This is a genomic window from Spirosoma pollinicola (assembly GCF_002831565.1).
Classification (GTDB): domain Bacteria; phylum Bacteroidota; class Bacteroidia; order Cytophagales; family Spirosomataceae; genus Spirosoma; species Spirosoma pollinicola.
Window position 1 is genome coordinate 1,174,085 of record NZ_CP025096.1, and the last position, 19,850, is coordinate 1,193,934.

Here is a 19,850-nt window from a genome sequence, read left to right on the forward strand (position 1 = left end):
TATACATCATTAGTACGTTAAAAAATGTACTTTTAGCTACTAACTACAACCTGCATCCTGAATTTATCAATAAAATGAAAAATCTCCTCTCTATCGCAGCCGTTGCACTTCTCTCATTGCCAGTTGCCTGCTCAGGGCAATCTGCTCCGGCAACTGTCAAACCGGGTACCTACCGGGCTGTTCTGAAAACCAAAGGTGGTGACCTCCCGTTCGGACTGGACATTCAACCAACAGCAGGCGATGCTAAAGGATACGCCGTTTTTGCTATTAACGGCAATGAACGCCTACCGATGGATGCCGCTACCGTTCAGGGTGACTCTTTGTATATTCCAATGGCCTTGTTTGAGTCGGAATTAGTGGCAAAGATAGACGGTAATCTGCTCCGGGGCGTATGGCGTCGGCGCAGAACAGCACAACAAGTGCAAAGTTTGCCATTTGAAGCCCAACATGGTGTAACGTATCGCTTCGCACCGGGAAAGGCTGCGTCGGCCAATTTAAGTGGAAAATGGGCAACGGACTTCGGCAGTAAAACCGGGAAAGTGGATACGGTTAATGCCGTTGGCGTGTTCAATCAGAAGGGGAATCAGTTAAGCGGTACGTTCCTGACACCCACCGGAGACTATCGTTATCTCGACGGGAACGTTATAGGCGACAGTTTATTTATGTCCTGCTTTGATGGTTCGCATATTTATCTTTTTAAAGCCAGACACAACCCGGTTACTAAAACACTAACGGGTGGTCATTGGGCAGGAGTTTCGGGTTATGAGGATTGGGTGGCTCATTTTGACCCAAATGCAGAGCTCCCTGACCCTGCCAAACTCACCTACCTAAAGCCTGGCGCCAAGACACTCAACTTCTCATTTCCGGAACCGAATGGCAAACAGGTGTCAATGACCGATCCGCGATTCAAAAATAAAGTAACGATTGTACAGATTATGGGTTCGTGGTGCCCTAACTGCATGGATGAAACCAATTTCATGAGTCCCTGGTATAAGCGAAATAAACAACGAGGTATAGAGGTCGTTGGGCTCTCTTTTGAGCGGTCGCCGGAAATGGCCGAGTCCGGTCCGAAGATTGACCGAATGAAACAGCGCTTCAAAATTGATTACCCTATTGTACTGGCGGGTACTAACGATAAAGCGCAGGCGTCTAAAGCGTTGCCCGATCTAAATGCGGTCGTCGCGTTTCCAACAACCATCTTCATTGATAAAAAAGGGCAGGTACGGCATATCCATACCGGTTTCTCGGGCCCCGGTACCGGCAAGTATTATGATCAATATGTAGAAGAGTTCAATCGGTTGATTGATAAGCTAGTTGCGGAGTAAATCAGAACCGCACAGGCGTCCCTGCGGGATTTTCACAAGATTTAAAAGATTAAACAGGATTAATGCACAAGGCTATACTGCTGGTCTTGCTTATTCAAGTTTAGATTAAAATAGCTCTGCCTATGCATCAATCTTGTTTAATCTTTTAAATCTAGGTAAAATCCCGGTCGAGACATATTGGTATGCATGCATACGGTTTTCAAAAAAAACTGTAGATTTACGTCCAGAAGTTGGACTGAGGACGACACCGATCATGAAAAAAGAGAAGACCGTTGATTTTCATATAAAATGGGGTTGGCACGCCATTTCGCGTATGTACAATGCCTATGCTTCCCGCTTCGGCATTACAATGGCAATTGGCTACGTATTACTGAATATCGACCTCGATGAAGGGACCCCAGCCACCAAAATTGGTCCGCTGTTGGGCATGGAGCCACGGTCGCTGGTTCGAATGTTGAAGAGTCTGGAAGAGCGCGGCCTGATTCGACGCGAAGTAGACGGAAACGATAAACGCTTCGTTCGAATCTACCTCACCGAGGAAGGGAAAATAAAACGGGAAATGGCGCGCGATGGCGTTATCCAATTCAATAACATGATTCGGGAGAAGATTCCGCTCGATAAGCTGGTTGTCTTTTTCGACGTTATGAAAGAGATCAACAAGATGGTTGAAGAAGAAAACATCAAGATTAAAGCGGGCGAGCCGGAGGAGTTGCCTTTGGACTAACGATGCAATAATGAATGCTATCCTGAACAACCCTGCTGAGAACCGACTGAAGGCGTTTACGCGGCTGATGGGCGTAGCATCGAAACTTTATCATGCGAATCCGAAGAACCCACCTAAAAACATGAACATCGCCGACGATGATGTTTTACTCCTGCTTCAAAGCTTAAATCGCTACCATGTTCAGTTTCTGTTGGTAGGTGGTATGGCGGGAGTTGTTCATGGCCATATTCGGACAACGCAGGATATGGATTTATGGATTAAATCAGATGAGGAAACGAAAGTGAATTTGATTCTTGCTCTGGAGGAAAACGATGTTGTTGGCGCTTCTTATCTGAAAGATGTTCCACTGATTTTTGGTCGGGCTGCGTTCAGTTGGACATCTGTGGCTATTGGGAAGTATGGGTTTACGCTTGATATGGGGTATAATCTCAAAGCGTTTCGGGATGTTGATTTCGATGCCTGTTACAAAAGAGCCATCGATGTACTTTTTGACGGCGTATCATTTAAAGTTATTCAATTGAATGACTTGATCACAGAAAAGCTGGCAACCGGTCGTCCTAAAGATTTGAATGACGTTGACGAGTTAATTAAAATAAAAAAAGATAGAGAAGCGGATTGATCTTCATCACTCACATTCTTTATTACCAGACCCCGAGTAAAACAAAACGCATGGAAGCTACCTTAGAAAAACCTAAAACCCAGGCTAAAAATCGTACCATTCGGCGTGTTGCCGTATTAGGCTCGGGCATTATGGGCTCGCGTATTGCCGCCCATTTCGCCAATATCGGCGCCGATGTTCTTCTGCTTGACATCGTTCCGAAGGAGCCAAATGCCCTCGAACAAGCCAAAGGATTGACAACCGACAGCCCGGCAGTACGAAATCGTATTGTCAATGATGCATTTCAGAGCATGCTGAAAGCCAGTCCGGCATCATTGTACAGCCCAAAATTTGCAGAACGGGTCAAACTGGGGAATTTCGACGATAACCTGAAAGAGATTGCTACCTACGACTGGGTAATTGAAGTTGTTGTGGAGCGACTGGATATTAAGCGGTCGGTTTACGAGCGGGTTGAACAATTCCGCAAGCCCGGCACACTCATTACGTCTAATACATCGGGTATTCCCATGCATTTGCTGGCCGAAGGCCGGAGCGAAGACTTTCGGCGTAACTTCTGCGGCACGCACTTTTTCAATCCACCGCGTTACCTGCGTTTGCTCGAAGTCATTCCCGGCCCCGATACCGATCCGGCGGTTATTGATTTCCTGATGAACTACGGAGATTTGTACCTCGGCAAAACGACCGTTTTATGTAAAGATACCCCCGGTTTTATTGCCAACCGGCTCGGTATCCAATCGCTGATCCAGACCATTCGGGTGGCCGAAGAACTGGGCCTGACCGTTGAAGAAGTCGATAAACTTACCGGCCCCGTAGTTGGGCGACCCAAGTCGGGCACGTTCCGGTTATCGGATGTAGTGGGGTTGGATACGACCGTTAACGTAGCGGGTAATCTGGTCAAAATGGAGCACGACGAGTCTCGGGCAAGTTTTGAACTACCCGCTTCGGTGCAGAAACTAATGGAGAATAAATGGCTCGGCGACAAAACCGGTCAGGGCTATTACAAGAAAACGAAGGACTCGACAGGTCAGACGCAGATTCTGGCGCTTGACCTGAAAACGTTCGAGTATAAGCCATCGCAAAAAGTAAAATTTGCTACACTAGAAAGTACCAAGGCGATTGACAACCTCAAAAAACGCTTCCCGGTACTGGTAGCTGGTAAAGACAAAGCGGGTGAGTTTTATCGTAAAACCCTTGCTGATGGTTTCCAGTATGCCACGCATCGTATCCCCGAAATCTCTGATGAACTCTACCGCATCGACGCGGCCATTACGGCTGGCTTTGGCTGGCAGTTAGGCCTGTTCGAAACCTGGGACGCTATTGGCGTAAAGAATGGCCTGGACATGATCGAAGCCCAGGGGCAAAAACCCGCCCAATGGGTGTACGATATGCTCGATGCGGGATTCGATAATTTCTACAGGGTTGAAAACGGCAAGCGGAAATACTACGACATCCCAACCAAAAGCTATAAGGTTATTCCGGGTGCCGAAGCCTTCACGATTCTGGAAAACTTGAGTAACAATGTCGTCTGGAAAAATGCTGATGCATCTATCTACGACATTGGCGATGGTATTCTGAACGTCGAGTTTCGAAGCAAAATGAACACATTTGGGCAGGGTGTTTCGGAAGCACTCAACAAAGGTATTTCGCTGGCAGAGAAAGACTTCCGGGGACTCGTAGTTGGCAACGACTCGGTCGAGGCCTTCTCGGCGGGGGCTAACCTGGCTACGCTGTTCATGTTTGCCGTTGAGCAGGAGTTTGATGAAGTGAACCTGATGATTGCGCAGTTCCAGAAACTCATTACCCGCCTGCGCTACTCGTCCATTCCGGTTGTCGTAGCTCCGCATACCCTCACGCTGGGGGGCGGCTGCGAAGCCGTGCTGCACGCCGACCGTGTTGTGGCTCATGCCGAAAGCTATATTGGCCTGGTAGAAGTAGGCGTTGGCCTGATTCCGGCGGGTGGTGGTACGAAGGAAATGGCGGCTCGTGCCTCCGATCTTTACCAATCCGGCGACCCAGAGTTGAATATTCTTCAAAACGTGTTCATGAACATCGCTACAGCCAAGGTTTCGACTTCGGCGCAGGAGGCACGCGAAATGAACTACCTACGCTCAACCGATCAGATTGTGCTTAACCGCAGCCGTTTACTGGCCGAAGCGAAACAAGCCGCTGTTGAACTGGCCGAAAATGGCTACACGCAGCCCAAGCCCCGCGCTGACATAAAAGTACAGGGTAAAACAGGTATTGCATTGTTCAAAGCGGGTTTAGCTGCCATGCGAATGGGGCGTTATATTTCGGACCACGATATGAAAATTGCTGATAAGCTGGCTTATGTCATTTGTGGGGGCGACCTGAGTGCTCCGCAGGTAGTATCGGAGCAATATTTACTTGATCTTGAGCGGGAAGCATTCCTGTCACTCACAGGTGAGAAGAAAACCCTGGAACGGATTCAAAGCTTGTTAACAGGTGGTAAACCCCTGCGGAATTAGTGTAGTCTAGTCGAAAATTTGTTTAGTAAAGGTTTATAGAGCACACCACCAGATATATAATTTGGGGTGTGCTTTTTGCTTGTTGATCACATGGCTAATTACTTCACTCAAGGATGCTTTTATGAGAAAAATAAGTTTTAAAACTGATGATTGATATAGTTAGATATTGATGCCAGTCCAGAAAATGGACTAGATGAATACGTATAGTTGAATTCTACTGCGGTCATATACTTGAGATTTGTTTTTTAATTAGGCTATTGAGTAACAACAGTCTCTTACAATGATAATTAGGTTAAGAAAAATAGTATTAATTGTAGATGGGTTTATAAATCAGGCTTAATTGTATCAAATTTTATGCCATTTAATATATTTACATCAATTTTACGAAACCGATTATATGGCGATTTGCTTAACTTGTAAACACAATTAGCCTACACTCATAAAGTAATCTAACCCATCAAATTAAATGAATGCTCCATTAAGTGACGAAGATATGATTCGACGATACCTGTCGAGTCAGCCTGCCCACTGTTTTGAGGCTCTTTACAATCGTTACGTTAACAAAGTCTACCGACGATGCTTATCGATGACAAAAGATCCCCTCAAAGCTGAAGATTTTACCCACGACATTTTTTTGAAGGTTTTTCACAAACTGGATGCCTTTCAGGAGCGGTCAAGTTTCTCCACCTGGCTTTATTCTATAGCCTATAACTATTGCTCAGACCAGATTCGATTGGCAAGAAGGATGCACGTCACGGGGATTGACGAAAATTTCAAACACGACATTCCCGAAGTAAAAGAAGATTATCTGCACGAAGAAACGCTTCATCTGGTTAATAGGGCTATGGAGTCCCTCTCTGTAAGCGAACAGGCATTATTGAGGCTTAAGTATGAAGATGGTATGAGCATTGCTGCCATCGGCGAGGCCTGCGATTTGAAAGAAAGCACCGTAAAGATGCGCTTGAAACGAAGTAGAGATAAAATTTATCGGCTATATGAAAAAATGTATACTGCGTAATATATAATTCGTTTATAAAACAGATCAGCCCATGCTTTATGTATGGGCTGATCTGTTTTATATGGTTCACTATTGATTCCTGACTGGTTTTATTTGATAAACGATATGAACTGATCTAATGAGGCTGGATTGCGGACGGTGTCTTTACTGGTAGCCAAAGAGACATTCATGCCAGACAAAATTTTCTTGACTGGCGTTTCGAGTTTCTTGCCGCTTATTGTGTAGGGAACTTCGGTTATTGCGTATATAGCATCGGGTACATGACGTGGGCTGAACTGACTGCGTAAGGTATGTTTTATACGGTCAATTAAGTCGGCTGTCAGGTTGGCTCCCTCGTCCAGAACCACAAACAGAGGCATAAAATATTTCCCGCCGGGCTGTTCTATGCCAACAATTAAGCTATCAGCAATTTCGGGCAGGCTTTCGACAGCACTGTAAATTTCACTGGTGCCAATTCGAACGCCGTCGCGGTTGAGGGTTGCATCGGAGCGGCCGTAGATGATAATGCCATTTCGCTCCGTAATACGGATGTAATCGCCGTGTCGCCAGATGCCGGGATATTCCTCAAAGTAGCTTTTTCGGTATCGGTCATTGTTGGGATCATTCCAGAAGTAGATGGGCATCGACGGCATTGGTTCTAAAATAACCATCTCGCCCATCTCACCCCGAACGGGCCTGGCATTCTCGTCGAAAGCTTCGACTTTACAGCCTAATAGTCGACACTGAATTTCGCCCTCATAGACGGGTAAGAGTGGATTGCCGCCCACGAAGCCGCTGCATACATCGGTGCCGCCACTTAGCGAAATTAACCAGACAGATGGTTTGACGGCTTCGTAAATCCATCGAAAACCTTCGGGTGGCAACGGAGAGCCTGTTGAGCCAATAGTGCGTAAACTTGCCAGACTTCCCGTATCGATGGGTCTCAATCCCGCCCGTAAGCAGGCTAGATAATAGGCTGCACCACCGCCAAAATGAGTGATCCTGGCCTCTTCGGCCAGTTTCCAGAGTGCGTTCATGGTCGGATAACCGGCGGCACCGTCATACAGAACAAGCGTTGCGCCAACGAGCATGGAACCAATAGCATAATTCCACATCATCCAGCCCGTGGTGGAATACCAAAAATACCGGTCGCCAATCCGAACATCCTGATGGAGCGCCAGTGCTTTCAGATGCTCAAGTAAGCAGCCGCCTACACTGTGGGTAATGGCTTTTGGCTTACCCGTTGTACCCGACGAGTACAGCACCCATATAGGATGATTGAACGGAACAGGTTCGAACGTTAAACCATCGGGGGCCGGCGTATCCAGAACCTCGTCCCAGCTGATGGTACCCGCTAACTCGCTTTCTTTATCTAAATACGGGACCCAAACGACTTTTTGAACGGTTGGCAGCTTCCGGCGCAATTCAGAAATGGCGTCTGTTTTATCAATTTGTTTGCCGTTATACGTGTAACCATCAGCCGCGATCAGGATTTTAGGCTCGATTTGCCGGAACCGGTCAATTACGCTGGATGTCCCGAAATCGGGCGAACAACTGGACCATACGGCGCCAATGGCATTGGTAGCCAGAAATGCCACAACCGCTTCGGGACTGTTAGGAAGTAAAGCCGCTACACGGTCGCCTACACCAACCCGCTGCTGACGTAAGTAGGCCGACATAGCCGCTACCTGACGCTCCAATGTATCCCACGACAGACTTGCCACAATAGGCTGCTGTTCAGAAGAAAATAAAATAGCCGGACGTTGCGTGTTGCCATGGCGAAAAATATGTTCGGCATAATTGAGCGTAGCTTCTGAGAACCAGCTTACACCAATCATGTCGAGCTTGTTGGGCCTGTAAAACACCTGATGATAAGGTGTATGGCTCTGAACATCGAAAAACTGCCAGATGCTCTCCCAAAAATCTTCCAGATCTGTTACCGACCAGTCCCATAAATCGTCATAATCCCGAAAATACAAGCCTTTCTTTACGAACAACCAATCCATATACCGTTTCAACAATGACTGTTCTGTGGCAGCTCGGGTGGGTTTGTAAAGTGGGGTCATGGCGGGTCTGGACATACATGTATTTTGACTAGAATGATGGATATAGGTTAGCACTTATGGGTGCCAAAAAATAACTGTACCAATAGCTCGGTATTCACTAACGACTGAGGGCTTCTGCGGATTGTTTTTTCGATAAAAAGCGTTGCAATAAAAAGCACATAGTCAGGTTGTCTTGAAAAGCCTTAACTTTGTGGCCCATTTTGTATTTTTTAGTAACAGCTATGCTGACAATCAGTCAGATTTATCTAAATAAAATCTGATTTACTGTATTATTCCATGAGTCAAGATTCAGAAAAGAACGACCGGGATGCCGGACAAAGCCGTGATGGTGATCCGCAACGGCGGGATGGTCGTTCATTCGGCCGTCGCGATGACGCCCGCACCAGTGGACCAACGGGTTCACGTACCAATAGCAATCGGGGTGATGACCGTCCCCGTTTTAGTCGGGATAACGACCGCCCCAAATTCAACCGGCCCAGCGATGGAGACCGTCCCCGTTTCAGCCGGGATAACGACCGCAACAGCGGACCAAGTGAGGGTGCTTCCCGAGATTCAGGCGCACCGAACCGGCCTTTCAGACCCGCCGGACCACGTAGCGACGGGCCAGCCGGAAAGCCGCGTTTCGACCGCGGACAGAGTGACCGCCCCAAATTTAATCGGCCTGCCGATGGAGATCGTCCTCGTTTCAGTAAAGACCGTCCAAAATTCGACCGGCCTGCTGATGGTGAACGCCCTCGGTTCAGCCGCGATAACGACCGCCCCAAATCCAGCCGCCCTGCTGATAATGACCGCCCCCGGTTCAACCGGGAAGATCGCACGTATCGACCAGCCGGAGCCGGACCAAGAACTAATACACCACGCACCGAATCTGATGGACCACGTACAGATGGACCAACGGGCGCACCGCGCTTCAACCGCGAGGACCGTCCACAACGTCCGGACCAACGCAGCCGGGATACCGATTCTCCACGTTTCCCGAACGATAAAGGACGCAGCACCGACCGTTTTGGTACAGATCGCCCAAAACGGGATGACCGTCGTGAAGGCGATCGTCCACGTATAGGCCGGAGTGATTTTCCGCGTGATAAAGATCGTCGGAGTGACTCGGGTACTGGCGGTTCGCGTTTTTCGCGCGATAACAAACGTGATGGTGGAGCGGGTCGATTCGACAAGCCAGCCTTCAAACGGGTGGGTGGTTTCAGCCGCGAGGCCGACGAACGCAACCGGTTTGGTAGCGAAGACCAGCCTAGCGGCCGTCGTAACGACCGCCCCGAAGACGAGGAACGCTTTACGAGCAAGCAACGGAAAGATTCCGGCGACCGTCGCACGGGAAACTTTACCAAAGCACCAAATTATAATCTGGAGCAAACCCGCGCCAATGATACCTTTAAACGGGATCGGGGTGATGATCAACGTCATGGTAAGCCCAGCGAAAGCGAATCGGACAAACCAAAACGCCAGCCATCCGGCGACCGTAACGATGGACCGGGAACGACGCGTCTGAACCGGTACATTGCCAATTCGGGCGTTTGTTCACGTCGGGAAGCCGATGAGTTAATTGCCCGTGGCGACATTTCGGTAAACGGAAAAGTCATAAACGAAATGGGGTATAAAGTGAAAGAAGGCGATACGGTTAAGTATGGCACCAAGTCGCTGACTCCTGAGCGGTTCGTATATGTATTGCTCAACAAGCCGAAAGACTATATCACCACAACTGAAGACCCCGAAGAGCGCAAAACCGTTATGGAGTTGGTAGCCGATGCGGGTAATTTTCGTATGTATCCTGTAGGTCGTTTAGACCGCAACACAACCGGGTTGTTACTGGTAACAAACGATGGTGAACTGGCCGATAAGCTAACCCATCCATCGAACAATATCCGGAAAATCTATCAGGTTGAACTGGATAAGCCCTTTACGGAAGAACACCTTGAGGTCGTTAAAAAAGGTCTTGAACTCGAAGACGGCCCCATTAAACCCGACGCGGTGAGCATTGTTACGCCCGACGGGTATGTCGTTGGTATCGAAATTCACTCGGGTCGCAACCGCATCGTGCGTCGCATATTCGAGAGCCTCGGCTACGAAGTAAGCAAGCTTGACCGCACGACTTATGCCGGTTTAACTAAGAAAGAGTTACCCCGTGGCAAATGGCGCTTCCTCGACCCCAAAGAGGTTGTGAAGTTGAAATATTTGAACTCTTAGATTAAAGAGCGAAAGACCGGGCCGCCGGTGCGGTGAATGAGTGAAAGAGCGATGAACATTACGTTAGTAATTCGCTCATTCACTCATTCACCGCACCGGCGGCCCGGTCTTTCGCTCTTTACAAATATGAATCACCTCTTTCCTTACATTGAGCGTACATTGCTGCATCCCGGTGTGACCATTGGGGAGCAGTATACCGCGCTCGATGAGGTAACCCAACTGAGCATGGCTGGCCTGACCGTTGCGCCATTTTGGGTGAAAAAATTTCGTCGCGAACTCGGAGAGAACCATCCGGCGGTTTTAGCAACCGTGATCGGATTCCCGTTTGGGTACCAGCGCACGGAAGCCAAGCAAACTGAAATTGAGTGGACATTACGCGACGGTGCCAGTGAGATTGAAGTGGTGCTGAATACATCGGCCCTGTTCTCGTCATCCTCCGTCTGGCTGAAGATTGAGTTGGCCAAGTTGGTGGCGCTGGTTCATGCGCAGGAAAAGCCTTTTACCGTAATTCTGGAAACCTCGCTGCTCGATCCCGAGCAAGTCGGGAAAATGATCAAGATCGCAACGGATACCGGAGCCGATTTTATTAAAAACGCGACAGGTGCCCTTAACGTGGGCTTCTCCCTCGAAGCCGCTTTAAAGTTCCGCCAACTCGTCCCGAAATCAGTAGGGGTGAAGATCGTTGCCGACGACGCCACCGAGTCGCAAATGGAAGCCTTAGTGGCCGCTGGTGTTGAGCGTCTGTCAATAGGACGCCTTTCCCTATAAATAGCGTCCGTATCTTGGCCTCAACAAGACCTTTTCATATATTTCGAACGATTCACACATCGTATCATTATGAAATTCTGGTCTATTTTATTTCTCCTTAGTTGGGGTTCCTCATCAGTTGCTCAACCTGCGTTTTATCAGGGTTTCGAAGCGGATACGGCCGCCGAACCTCGTGGTGGCATGCCCTATCTCTCGGCATTTTTACAGGCAAATCTTCGAAAGCCAATCGCTGCTGAAGCAAAGGGTGTTGGCGGTCGAGTGGTTGTAAGCGGTATCATCGAAACAGACGGGCGTATCAGCGAGGTAAAGCTGATGAATTCGTTTCGACCCGACTGCGATCGCGAAGCCTTGCGGGTTTTCAAACTCTTCAATGCTTGGAAGCCAGCTAGTAAAGCGGGGAAACTCGTGCGACAGCAGGTCAGTATTCCCATTGCGTTTAAACCAAACCCACCGTTTGTCTATGAAAATGGTGCCCGGATCAGCTACTTTGATACCAACGAAAAGCAGGTTGCCGATAGTAGTAAGGCTCGGTATAAACAAACTTCACCGATAGACTCATTAGGCATACCCGCTGGCGATATGGTGGTTTATAAAGCCAAAGGAAATTCCTGGAAGGAGGAACGACGAATGCCACTCATTAAGAAACCAAATGCCGTTCGGGGCGCATCGGGAGAAACAGGGTATTTAATTGGCTATGCAAACAGCATCATTTACCTGGATGGGTTGCTGGTTAGTGTTGATGATAAGGGTGCTCTCCAACGGGAGGTGTATTTTAAAGATGGGAAGCGTGTTGGTACCGAATTACGTTATCATACTAACGGTACCGTCGCCGAAAAAATCGAAGAATTCGACGAAAAATATGTGAGTACCTCCTGGTATCAAAACGGGCAGGTCAGGCAAATTCGGGCTATAGACAAACCAAAACCGGGAATGCCCGGTGCACCCACCCACGTTTTATCAGTTTGGGATAGTACGGGCCATCAAACAGTTAAAGAGGGTATGGGCCGGGCTTATTATTTTGGTCGGGTTAAGTCGCATGCAGACACAACCCAGTACACAACATATACGGAGGAGGGGAATTATGAAAATGGCTTCAAGCAGGGCGTATGGCAAGGTCGATACGTAGATGGGTCATATTCTTACGAAGAAGAATATGATAAAGGGATGTCTAAAAGCGGTAAAGCGTTAGCGCCGGATGGATCTGTCCAATATTATACGATCGTAGAGAAGCAACCCGAATTTAAAGGAGGCATGCAGGCGCTGGGTCAATTCTTAAGTCAGAATCTGCGCTACCCTGCCGAAGCACAACAGGCTAAAGTACAGGGTAGGGTATTTATCAGTTTTATTATTGATAAAGATGGCGGTGTTGATGAGGTGCGTGTCCTGAAAGGCATTGGCTTTGGTGCCGATGAAGAAGCGGCCCGTGTAGTCAAAGCCACCAATGGCTTATGGAAACCAGGTACGCAACGGGGCGAGAGGGTCCGGGTAAAATATAACTTGCCAATCAATTTTAATTTGAATTGAGTTGTTTACAGGTAGCAACCACGTTTTTCGGTAAATTTGCCGGATAACCCCTGTGTACATGTCGCTTCAGCAAGTTCCCCTTCATCATATTCATCAGCAGTCAGGTGCGAAGATCGTACCGTTTGCGGGTTTCGAGATGCCCGTTCGCTACTCGTCCGATCTCGACGAGCATAATACCGTTCGCAATGGCGTGGGCATGTTCGATGTCTCGCACATGGGTGAGTTCATCCTCAAAGGCGAGGGTGCTTTAGGTCTTATTCAACGCGTATCGGCCAACGATGCCAGCGTTTTGTATGATGGTAAAGTGCAGTATAGCTACCTGCCAAATGGCCGGGGCGGTATTGTGGATGACTTGCTGGTGTACCGGATCAATGAACTGGAGTATATGCTCGTTGTGAACGCATCGAATATCGAAAAAGACTGGAACTGGATTAGCCAGTATGTATCGGACTACGATACCGAAGGCGCACCGCTCAGCATGGTGAACGTATCCGGCGATATGTGCCTGTTTGCTGTGCAGGGACCGTTAGCCGCTAAAGCCTTGCAGTCGCTTACGCAGACCGATCTGGATTCGATGGAGTATTACACGTTCGAGAAAACGGACTTTGCCGGGTATGCCAACGTAATTGTGTCGGCAACGGGCTATACGGGTGCGGGTGGTTTCGAGATTTACGTATCGAACCACCAGGCCGAGGGCGTCTGGAATGCGATTATGAAAGCTGGTGAACCCTTTGGTATCAAGCCCATTGGCCTCGGCGCCCGTGATACACTCCGGTTAGAAATGGGCTATAACCTCTACGGTAACGACATCACCGATGAAACATCGCCCATTGAAGCCGGTTTAGGCTGGGTAACGAAATTCACGCATGACTTCATCGACGCCGATCTACTGAAAGCCCAAAAAACTCAGGGTGTTTTCCGTAAACTGGTTGGCTTTGAGTTAGTTGAACGCGGTGTCCCGCGCGGGCATTATGAACTTACCGATGCCGAGGGGACTAAAATTGGCGAAGTAACATCGGGCACTCAGTCGCCTACACTTGGCAAAGGCGTTGGCCTGGGCTACGTGCAAACCGCATATAGCAAGCCCGGTTCCGAAATTTTTGTCAAAGTCCGCGATCGCCTATTGAAAGCACAGGTCGTTAAACCCCCTTTCGTAAAAAAATAATCAGAACCGGGATTTTAACAGGATTTGACGGATTGAACAAGATTGTAGACAGGAAGAATCTATTCTTCTTCAAGACACTACAAGGGTTTCTGTAATCTTGTTTAATCCATCAAATTCTGTTAATATCCCGGTTCAAGTTCCTATGAAACAAATTGATGTTTGCTTAACGCCCGATTTATTACACCTGCACGACATTGAAAATACAATTGTCGTTGTGGCCGATGTGTTCCGGGCTACCTCGTGCATGGTGACCGCCTTTGCCTATGGCGTAAACAGTATTATTCCCGTAGCCACGATTGACGAGTGCCAACTCTATCAGGAGCGCGGGTATCTGGCCGCAGCCGAGCGGAATGCCAAAAAGGTTGATGGATTTGAGCTGGATAACTCGCCTTTCACGTACATGGACGACCGGATTCGGGGTGCTAACGTGGCCATGACCACCACCAACGGAACCCTTGCTATTACCAAATCACGCTCAGCCGTAAAGGTGCTGGTTGGCTCGTTTCTGAATCTGGATGCTATTGCCCGCTTTCTTAAAACTGAGCGCTATGACGTAATGGTGCTTTGTGCGGGTTGGAAAGGCCGTGTCAATATGGAAGATACACTCTTTGCCGGGGCACTGGTCGACCGGTTGAAGGATAGTTACGCCATGGCCGAAGACAGCGCTATCATGGCATGGCGGCTGTATTGTCAGGGGAAAGACAATCTGCCAAGCTATCTGTCCAGTTCGTCGCACATCCAACGCCTTCAGCGGTTGGGAATCCAGAAAGACATCACCTACTGTTTGCAGCATGATCTTTACGACGTCGTCCCGGTGTTGCGGGGCAATGCGCTGGTAAGTATGCAGGTTTAAGTAATGGTTCAGTAAATTGATAATGTAGAATGATGAATGAATAGCAGTCTAATGCTGACAGTTAACAATTTATCATTCTACATTATCAATTTTTCATGTACTTGATAACCACTAACTGGCTGCGTTCTTCTTCCGGGTGGCCGCTGCTTTTTTAGCTGAGGCCGAGCGTTCTTCTGCCGTGCGCGAAGCTGAAGCGGCACCGCCTTTTCGACCACCAGTTCTAGTCGGCTCTTTGTTTTCGGCATGGCCGCGTCCTGAACCGCTCTTTTTGCCGCCACCCGATATTTTATTGACCGTTGCCCAGGCACGGGCTTCGGCTTCTTCTTCGGGTACACCGCGATCTTCGTAGCTTTCTTCAATGTGTTCCGCCTGTCGTTTCTGCTTATCAGTGTAAGCCGACTTATCTCCCTGTGGCATAACTGTGGTTGGTTTAGTTGTACATTTGGCCACTAAACTGCAAACCCAACTGTTGTGTTTGGCCGGTATAGACGTACTATGGTATGAGATTACCAGTCTACCAGCATAAATGCCAATAAGCCAAAAAGGAAGCATGTACATGCTTCCTTTTTGGCTTATTGGTTAATGATATGAGAATTTAAAACAAACGTACAGTTAGGCAGCGGCCTGTTCAGCTTCAAGATACGTTAACAGACCTTGCATGGTGGTTAGCTTCTCATAATCTTCATCGGGAATGCGAATGCCGAATTCCTTTTCGAGTTGCATAATTAGGTCAACAGTGTCGAGGCTGTCCAGACCCAGATCACGTGAAAAATGAGTTTGGTCCGTTATTGCCGACTCCTGTACGCCAAATGCTTTGAGAATTCCAATCACTCGCTTCTTCATAACACGTTCTTTGTTTTATCAACCAGTGCCTTTATTGATAGAATACCAACTATCCACAGTTTAGTATGTGGGTTCCGTCATTTTTAACAAAGTTTAATTTCCAAGCAAAGTCTCCCCCAACAGTCTTTTTAGCTCCAATTGGTTAAGCATCAGTTGATATTGGAAATTTAACTGACCAAGTTTAGCTTCTTCTACACCAACTTCGGCGCTTTGCAATTCAACATTTGTAATAACGCCGTTCCGCAAACGGGCGTTGGCAATCTGAAGCGCTTGCTGTGCCTGTTGTACCTGTGTTTCGAGGTTGGCTAATCGGGTTTGGTTGCTGCGAATGTCGGCGTTGAGTTGCGCGATGCTCTGCCGAACCTGCGCATTGGCATTCTCAACGGCATAGCGACTTGCGTTCAGATTGAGTCGTGCGGCTTGGTTTTGCAACTGATACCGTTTTCCGGCATAAATAGGAACGATGAGCGATACCCCTGCTGCAATATTGAAACGGGGCGTGTTGATCGCGGGTAAATACCCGTTCCGAAAGCCTGCCGAACCCAAGAAACTAAGGTTTGGACGACCGGATAAATCGTTTACGATAATATCCGTTTCGGCCTGCCGAACGCGATCCTGCGCCAACTGAACATCTTTATTGCCTGCTAAAGCTGTCTGTCCTTCGGCAATAATGTAAGGCTGTGTGGTTGCACTGCCACCGGTTGCCTCCAGACTGAACTGGCTCATGGCACGGCTAATATCGGGATTCAAATTACCCGTCAAATAGGTTAGTACCGCCAGTTGCCGCTCCAGCTGATTCTGAATCTCGATCTTCCGATTCTGCGCTGTTTTTACCCGAACTTGCTGTGTAAGCACATCATACTGAAGCGCATCGCCGTTTTGCAGGCGCGTAACGAGTAGTTTGACGTTGGCTCCGGCCGTTTGAATAACCGAATCCTGAACAGACAGACTACGTTGTAAAAAACCAATGCCATAGTACGCTGCCGCCACCTGATAGGCCAGCGATTGCTGGGTGATCTCTAACCCACGGCGCAAAACCTGAACATTGTCGGCTGCTTGTTTTACAGATGCATTGGTCCTGCCCCAGTCGTAGATCGTTTGCCCAACGCCCAAATTAGCGTTGACGTTGTGATTTGGCTGGAACTGAAGCGTTCTATTTACACCGTCGACGGGGAGGGTTGCCTGGGCTACGGGTGTTACATACTGATATGACGCGTTACCGTTCACGTTTGGCCGCATCGCCGTGCGGGCAATATCAGTACGTAATTCATTGGCCTGAATCAGTTGTTGTTGTTGTTTCAGGCTTGGATAATTCGTGTTGGCTTGCTGAACCAACGCCCGCAGATCGTCGGGGAGTGGTACGGGTTGAGTCTGCGCCTGAGCGACACAAACTGCCAGCAACAGGGCTATTGTAAGGAATTTTGACTGCATAAGTAAGATGGTTTTCAGTATCTGGTATACGGTTTTCAATTTGCTGATGCGCATGTCAAAAGCTGAAAACCGTACACCAAATACAGGATTAGTGAGCTGAGTCGGAAATGGCTTTAGCCGTTGCCGCGTCCATTTTTTTGCGTTTAAGTAAAAACAACAAAGGGAACGAGACTACGAAAAACAGGCCCGCCAGTTTGAATGTATCCAGGTAGGAGAGCATGAGCGCCTGTCTGGAAATAATCAGATCCATATTTTTGTACGCTCCCGTAACCGCATCAAAGGCGTTGACACCCCTGGCGGCCAATCCCTGTGTCATGGCATTGAGTCGCTCCATCGTGAGCATATCGCCCGGTTGCAGATTCGATGTAAGGTCGCCCCGGTGAACAGCCATGCGCTGCGTAACGTAGGTGTTGGTAATGGCTACGCCGAATGCACCACCCACCTGCCGCATCATGTTGACAATGGCAATGCCAGTAGGTAATTCGCGGGGAGACAGTGTCGAAACCGACTGGTTAATAAGCGGTACGTTCACAAATGCCAATCCGATTCCCCTGATAACGAGTGCATACACAAAGTCGCCATTCGATGCATCCATATTGTAGGTCGACATGATGAAACAGAAGGTCGAGAAGGCGACATACCCAATCACCACCATCAACCTCGGCGATGCACCTTTTGCCATTAACCGCCCAACCAGGGCAAACATAGGTAGGGTTGCCAATCCACTGGGAATCAACAGTTTGCCGGTTTGGGTGGCCGTTAATCCAACAATGCGCTGGGCAAAGAGTGGGTATAGCAAAACCGATGTAAACAGACCGTAGCCAATGACGACCATCAGAATAGAGCCAACGGCCAGGTTTCGGTTCTTCAGGGCTCGTAGGTCAACAACAGGCTCTTTTGTTCCCCGAAGTTCCCACCAGATAAAGGCCGGAATCGCTATGACTGCCGCTACTGCCAGCCAGGCAATTACTTTACTATCGAACCAGTCGTCGGCTTCACCCCGCTCCAGCACATATTGCAGGCTGCCAATACCAACCGCCAGCAGCAGAATACCCGTCTGGTCGATGTGAATGGACTTTCGATCGATATGTAGTTCGTCCTGTTTCTTGTCGATGTAGGCGATGCTCAGCAGAACGGCTGCAATACCAATGGGAATGTTGATATAAAACATCCAGCTCCAGTGGTAATTGTCGATAATATAGCCGCCCAGAGTAGGGCCAAGGGTGGGACCAAGCACAATACCCATTCCAAAAAGTGCCGAAGCCAGCGGCCGTTGCGAAGGGGCAAACGAATCGAACATCAGTCCCTGCGACGTTGACAGCAACGCGCCACCGCCAATACCCTGTAGGAATCGGAATGCGACCAGCGTCCATAAATTATCGGCGAAACCGCAACCGTAAGAAGCTATCGTAAACAGAATGATGGACCCTACGTAATAGTCTTTTCTGCCAAAATACCGCTGCAAAAAGCCGGTCATTGGAATCACAATGACGTTGGCAATAGCATAGGCCGTTACTACCCACGACACATCTTCCACCGTAACGCCGAGGTTACCGGCAATGTCTGTCAGGCCGACATTCACAATGGAGGTGTCAATTAATTCAATAATGGCCGCCGAGATAGCTGTGATGACGATTATCCACTTTTTGAACCCCGTGGGTAATCCCAGTTGCTCAGGCGGAGCCAATGTTTGAGTTGCCATATTTCGTAGTTAGTTTGCTACACGCACTTCGGCATCTACGCTAAGGCCCGCCCGCAGTTGATTTTTGTATTTTTCGGGATTCAGGATCTCAATTTTCACGGGTACACGCTGGGTGATTTTAACGAAGTTACCTGAGGCATTGTCGGCTGGCAATAGCGCAAACTTGGCGCCGGTAGCGTCGGACAAGGAGGCCACGCGACCTTTGATGTCGAGGTCTGGGTAGGCGTCGAGTTTGATGTCAACTTCCTGACCAAGCTTCATTTTCTCCAATTGTGTCTCTTTGAAGTTGGCCACTACCCAAAAGGTTGAATCGGCAACAATCGTGAACAGGTTCTGACCAGGCTGTACATACTGGCCGACAACTACGTTTTTGCGGCCAATTTTACCGGCAATTGGCGCGGCAAGACGGGCATACCCAACGCGTAATTTGGCATTGTCGATTGCCGCCTGTTTCACTTTCAGGACTGCCTGGATTTTCTGAATATTTGCCTGTGCTTTGGCAATACCTGCCTGCGCTACACCCTGCGACGTTTTGGCCAGTGTAATCTGTTCCACGTTGGCGTCGTATTGACGAGCCTGTACTTCAGTATTGCTTTGGGAATCTTCCAGTTGCTTTTTCGTGAGCGACTGTTCTTTATACAGGTTCTGGTCGCGTTGTAAATCCTGCCGTGATTTGTCGCGACGGGCGGCTTGTACCTGTGCGTTCGATTGGGCTACACGGGCGTTCTGGGCTACATTGCGGGCGTTGGCCTGCGCATTTTGTACATCGGCGCGGGCGTTTTCAAGATCGGCTACTGTTTGCTGATAATCGGCTTCGGCCTGGGCCAGAGCTACGTCGTATTCCTGTGGATCAATTGTGATCAGAGGTTGGCCCCGCTTCACGTTTGCATAGTCATCGACATTTACGGCTGTCACATAACCAGCTACGCGTGCCAGTACAGGAGCCGAGTTGCCATCAATCTGCGCATTATCGGTTGTTTCGTATTGTTGGCTGTGTACATACGCTTTGTAGCCAAAATAACCGCCAACTAGTACGACGAGGGCAATAATAATACGAGGTAGATACGTTTTAATTCCGCTTTTCTCTTCTGTGGTTGCCATTGGTTCTGTTAAGGTTGCCATATTTCAGTAAAGTTTGGACATAAGCT

Annotated in this window: 16 protein-coding genes; 10 read left to right on the forward strand and 6 right to left on the reverse strand. The window is 48.6% G+C overall.

Features of this window, described 5'->3' with window-relative positions:
- The first annotated feature begins 74 nt into the window (after positions 1–74).
- From CWM47_RS05125 to CWM47_RS05145, 5 genes are all read left to right on the forward strand, one after another.
- Positions 75–1,325, forward strand: coding sequence for a peroxiredoxin family protein (locus tag CWM47_RS05125; protein ID WP_100993742.1), 1,251 nt, complete (start codon positions 75–77; stop codon positions 1,323–1,325).
- Between the two features lie 253 nt (positions 1,326–1,578).
- Positions 1,579–2,049 carry a MarR family winged helix-turn-helix transcriptional regulator gene (locus CWM47_RS05130; RefSeq protein ID WP_100986822.1) on the forward strand — a complete coding sequence of 157 codons (471 nt, stop codon included), beginning with the start codon at positions 1,579–1,581 and terminating at the stop codon, positions 2,047–2,049.
- A 10-nt stretch (positions 2,050–2,059) separates the two neighbouring features.
- On the forward strand, positions 2,060–2,668 hold the full coding sequence (locus CWM47_RS05135; RefSeq protein ID WP_240625716.1) for a nucleotidyltransferase: 609 nt from the start codon (positions 2,060–2,062) through the stop codon (positions 2,666–2,668).
- A 50-nt stretch (positions 2,669–2,718) separates the two neighbouring features.
- Positions 2,719–5,154: a 3-hydroxyacyl-CoA dehydrogenase/enoyl-CoA hydratase family protein gene (locus CWM47_RS05140; RefSeq protein WP_100986824.1), complete on the forward strand. Its 2,436-nt coding sequence runs from the start codon at positions 2,719–2,721 to the stop codon at positions 5,152–5,154.
- A gap of 466 nt (positions 5,155–5,620) precedes the next feature.
- The gene (locus CWM47_RS05145; protein WP_100986826.1) at positions 5,621–6,172 is read left to right on the forward strand and encodes an RNA polymerase sigma factor; all 552 of its coding nucleotides are present in this window, start codon (positions 5,621–5,623) and stop codon (positions 6,170–6,172) included.
- 89 nt (positions 6,173–6,261) lie between these two features.
- Here the strand turns inward: CWM47_RS05145 and CWM47_RS05150 are convergent, their stop codons facing one another.
- On the reverse strand, positions 6,262–8,232 hold the full coding sequence (locus CWM47_RS05150) for an acetoacetate--CoA ligase (RefSeq protein ID WP_100986828.1): 1,971 nt from the start codon (positions 8,230–8,232) through the stop codon (positions 6,262–6,264).
- A gap of 261 nt (positions 8,233–8,493) precedes the next feature.
- Here CWM47_RS05150 and CWM47_RS05155 point away from each other — a divergent pair, with 261 nt between their 5' ends.
- From CWM47_RS05155 to CWM47_RS05175, 5 genes are all read left to right on the forward strand, one after another.
- Complete coding sequence (locus tag CWM47_RS05155) at positions 8,494–10,416, forward strand: pseudouridine synthase (protein ID WP_100986830.1); 1,923 nt, start codon at positions 8,494–8,496, stop codon at positions 10,414–10,416.
- 126 nt (positions 10,417–10,542) lie between these two features.
- Positions 10,543–11,184 carry a hypothetical protein gene (locus CWM47_RS05160; protein WP_100993744.1) on the forward strand — a complete coding sequence of 214 codons (642 nt, stop codon included), beginning with the start codon at positions 10,543–10,545 and terminating at the stop codon, positions 11,182–11,184.
- Positions 11,185–11,253: 69 nt separating this feature from the next.
- Complete coding sequence (locus CWM47_RS05165; protein ID WP_100986832.1) at positions 11,254–12,708, forward strand: TonB family protein; 1,455 nt, start codon at positions 11,254–11,256, stop codon at positions 12,706–12,708.
- A gap of 58 nt (positions 12,709–12,766) precedes the next feature.
- On the forward strand, positions 12,767–13,873 hold the full coding sequence (gene gcvT, locus CWM47_RS05170) for a glycine cleavage system aminomethyltransferase GcvT (protein WP_100986834.1): 1,107 nt from the start codon (positions 12,767–12,769) through the stop codon (positions 13,871–13,873).
- A gap of 142 nt (positions 13,874–14,015) precedes the next feature.
- Positions 14,016–14,726, forward strand: coding sequence for a 2-phosphosulfolactate phosphatase (locus tag CWM47_RS05175; protein ID WP_100986836.1), 711 nt, complete (start codon positions 14,016–14,018; stop codon positions 14,724–14,726).
- 111 nt (positions 14,727–14,837) lie between these two features.
- Here the strand turns inward: CWM47_RS05175 and CWM47_RS05180 are convergent, their stop codons facing one another.
- The 5 genes from CWM47_RS05180 to CWM47_RS05200 all read right to left on the reverse strand — a co-directional run bounded on the left by CWM47_RS05180 (position 14,838) and on the right by CWM47_RS05200 (position 19,824).
- Positions 14,838–15,143 (reverse strand): plasmid stabilization protein, encoded by a 306-nt coding sequence (locus CWM47_RS05180; protein WP_100993745.1) that lies wholly within the window; start codon positions 15,141–15,143, stop codon positions 14,838–14,840.
- 195 nt (positions 15,144–15,338) lie between these two features.
- Positions 15,339–15,569, reverse strand: coding sequence for an acyl carrier protein (locus tag CWM47_RS05185; RefSeq protein ID WP_100986838.1), 231 nt, complete (start codon positions 15,567–15,569; stop codon positions 15,339–15,341).
- A gap of 93 nt (positions 15,570–15,662) precedes the next feature.
- Positions 15,663–17,000, reverse strand: coding sequence for a TolC family protein (locus CWM47_RS05190; protein WP_100993746.1), 1,338 nt, complete (start codon positions 16,998–17,000; stop codon positions 15,663–15,665).
- An 88-nt stretch (positions 17,001–17,088) separates the two neighbouring features.
- Positions 17,089–18,702: a DHA2 family efflux MFS transporter permease subunit gene (locus CWM47_RS05195; protein WP_100986840.1), complete on the reverse strand. Its 1,614-nt coding sequence runs from the start codon at positions 18,700–18,702 to the stop codon at positions 17,089–17,091.
- 9 nt (positions 18,703–18,711) lie between these two features.
- Positions 18,712–19,824 (reverse strand): HlyD family secretion protein, encoded by a 1,113-nt coding sequence (locus tag CWM47_RS05200; protein WP_100986842.1) that lies wholly within the window; start codon positions 19,822–19,824, stop codon positions 18,712–18,714.
- Positions 19,825–19,850: the final 26 nt, after the last annotated feature.